Origin of the sequence: Enterococcus sp. H57, assembly GCF_003112495.1 — a bacterium.
GTDB lineage: Bacteria > Bacillota > Bacilli > Lactobacillales > Enterococcaceae > Enterococcus_B > Enterococcus_B faecium.
In genome coordinates this window covers 1-2,120 of the sequence record NZ_BEHC01000061.1, presented here as the reverse complement: position 1 = coordinate 2,120, position 2,120 = coordinate 1, and the positions used below count along the sequence as shown (strand labels likewise).

15 tRNA genes and 1 pseudogene are annotated in these 2,120 nt (G+C 44.3%); all 16 read left to right on the top strand.

Annotated elements, in window-relative coordinates:
• Positions 1-19 precede the first annotated feature (19 nt).
• Positions 20-93 (top strand) — tRNA-Asn (locus DIZ30_RS11330).
• Positions 94-132: 39 nt separating this feature from the next.
• Positions 133-221 (top strand) — tRNA-Ser (locus DIZ30_RS11325).
• A gap of 14 nt (positions 222-235) precedes the next feature.
• Positions 236-307, top strand: a tRNA-Glu gene (locus DIZ30_RS11320).
• 15 nt (positions 308-322) lie between these two features.
• A tRNA-Val gene (locus DIZ30_RS11315) sits at positions 323-395 on the top strand.
• A 9-nt stretch (positions 396-404) separates the two neighbouring features.
• Positions 405-477: transfer RNA gene (locus DIZ30_RS11310), tRNA-Asp, on the top strand.
• Between the two features lie 35 nt (positions 478-512).
• Positions 513-588 (top strand) — tRNA-Phe (locus DIZ30_RS11305).
• A gap of 1 nt (position 589) precedes the next feature.
• Positions 590-670 (top strand) — tRNA-Tyr (locus DIZ30_RS11300).
• A gap of 6 nt (positions 671-676) precedes the next feature.
• Positions 677-750: transfer RNA gene (locus tag DIZ30_RS11295), tRNA-Trp, on the top strand.
• Between the two features lie 2 nt (positions 751-752).
• Positions 753-825 (top strand) — tRNA-His (locus tag DIZ30_RS11290).
• A gap of 11 nt (positions 826-836) precedes the next feature.
• Positions 837-908: transfer RNA gene (locus DIZ30_RS11285), tRNA-Gln, on the top strand.
• 45 nt (positions 909-953) lie between these two features.
• Positions 954-1,024: transfer RNA gene (locus DIZ30_RS11280), tRNA-Cys, on the top strand.
• A 20-nt stretch (positions 1,025-1,044) separates the two neighbouring features.
• Positions 1,045-1,129, top strand: a tRNA-Leu gene (locus DIZ30_RS11275).
• A gap of 61 nt (positions 1,130-1,190) precedes the next feature.
• Positions 1,191-1,263: transfer RNA gene (locus DIZ30_RS11270), tRNA-His, on the top strand.
• A gap of 9 nt (positions 1,264-1,272) precedes the next feature.
• Positions 1,273-1,344 (top strand) — tRNA-Gln (locus DIZ30_RS11265).
• 17 nt (positions 1,345-1,361) lie between these two features.
• A tRNA-Leu gene (locus tag DIZ30_RS11260) sits at positions 1,362-1,446 on the top strand.
• A gap of 254 nt (positions 1,447-1,700) precedes the next feature.
• A pseudogene (locus DIZ30_RS11255) lies at positions 1,701-2,027 on the top strand (CAT RNA binding domain-containing protein); the annotation flags it as partial.
• Between the last annotated feature and the right edge of the window lie 93 nt (positions 2,028-2,120).

The following is a 2,120-nucleotide window of genomic DNA, read 5'->3' as shown; positions in this document are numbered from 1 at the left end:
GTCGCCACGCTGATGTTATTCCGGCATAGCTCAGTTGGTAGTAGCGCATGACTGTTAATCATGATGTCGTAGGTTCGAGTCCTACTGCCGGAGTTCTCATTTTGAGAAAGAGTATTGAGCTTCTTTCACTCTGGAGAGTTGTCCGAGAGGCCGAAGGAGCATGATTGGAAATCATGTAGATGGTGCAAACTGTCTCAAGGGTTCGAATCCCTTACTCTCCGTAGCAAATTTACCTGGCCCGTTGGTCAAGCGGTTAAGACACCGCCCTTTCACGGCGGTAACACGGGTTCGAATCCCGTACGGGTCATTTTAATTGAATGTTGGAGGTTTAGCTCAGCTGGGAGAGCATCTGCCTTACAAGCAGAGGGTCAGCGGTTCGATCCCGTTAACCTCCATAATGAACTGGTTCCGTGGTGTAGGGGTTAACATGCCTGCCTGTCACGCAGGAGATCGCGGGTTCGATTCCCGTCGGAACCGTCGTTCTTGTTATTCAATTAATAATTTTAAAATATGGCGCGGTAGCTCAGTTGGTAGAGCAACGGATTGAAGCTCCGTGTGTCGGCAGTTCGATTCTGTCCCGCGCCACCATGGAGGAGTAGCGAAGTGGCTAAACGCGACGGACTGTAAATCCGTTCCTTAGGGTTCAGTGGTTCGAATCCACTCTCCTCCATTTTATAGGGGCATAGTTTAAAGGTAGAACAGCGGTCTCCAAAACCGTTAGTGTGGGTTCAATTCCTGCTGCCCCTGCCATGGCGAATGTGGCGAAGTGGTTAACGCACCGGATTGTGGCTCCGGCATTCGTGGGTTCGATTCCCATCATTCGCCCTTTTTATTCTTGGGGTATAGCCAAGCGGTAAGGCAAGGGACTTTGACTCCCTCATGCGTTGGTTCGAATCCAGCTACCCCAGTTTCTATAATTTATTCTTTATTTTATAGATTGATAATAGTATAATGGCGGTATAGCCAAGTGGTAAGGCAGAGGTCTGCAAAACCTTCATCACCGGTTCAAATCCGGTTACCGCCTTAGTACTAATAAATCAACTTGCCGGCGTGGCGGAATTGGCAGACGCGCTGGACTCAAAATCCAGTGCCCGTTGAGGGCGTGCCGGTTCGACCCCGGCCGCCGGTATTGACTAAGATGTCTTCATCTTAGTTTTTTATTGAGAAATTAAATAACATCTTTTATGATGGCGAATGTGGCGAAGTGGTTAACGCACCGGATTGTGGCTCCGGCATTCGTGGGTTCGATTCCCATCATTCGCCCTTTATTCTTGGGGTATAGCCAAGCGGTAAGGCAAGGGACTTTGACTCCCTCATGCGTTGGTTCGAATCCAGCTACCCCAGTTATTATTTTTAAATTTGCCGGCGTGGCGGAATTGGCAGACGCGCTGGACTCAAAATCCAGTGTCCGTTGAGGACGTGCCGGTTCGACCCCGGCCGCCGGTATAATTATCAATATAGCAACTTTCTTATAGAGAGTTGCTATATTTTTTTTGTTTTTATGTAATTACCTCCAAATCAATTCGATACAAGTATTATCATAAAACGAGTAAAAAAGATATTGATAACGCTTTTATTATGTGTTAAACTATTTTTGTAAATTATGTAGGGTGCTACTATTCAATTAGGCACGACCTAAGAAAGGGTTCTTTCTTAGGTCGTTTTTTGTCTTTAAAAATTGTTTGGAGACAAAAATATGTATGAAGGAGTCTGCAAGTTGTTTTGTTTTATCATATAGAGGAGGTGAATTAACGGTGTATGTGATGAAAAAGCTGAATCATAATGCTGTATTGATCGATGACGATGGAATAGAAAAAATTGCGATGGGGAAAGGGATTGGCTTTTCTGCTAAAGTGAGTAAGCCATTTGATGTTGAGGATGCTGACAAATTATTTGTATTAGATTCTAAAGAAAAGATCAAACGATTCAGTGAGATAGTCTCGCAGATTCCAATCGAATTTATGGATTTTGCGGAAGAAGTGATTGAACTGATAACAGCTAGGATCTCCTCTCCATTAGATTCAAATGAGAGTGTAAAATATTTTGTGTAAATAGAAAAAAGGAAGTCCCTTCTGTAGAATAGAGTTACCACAACACATTCACAGAAAAGAGGACTTCCA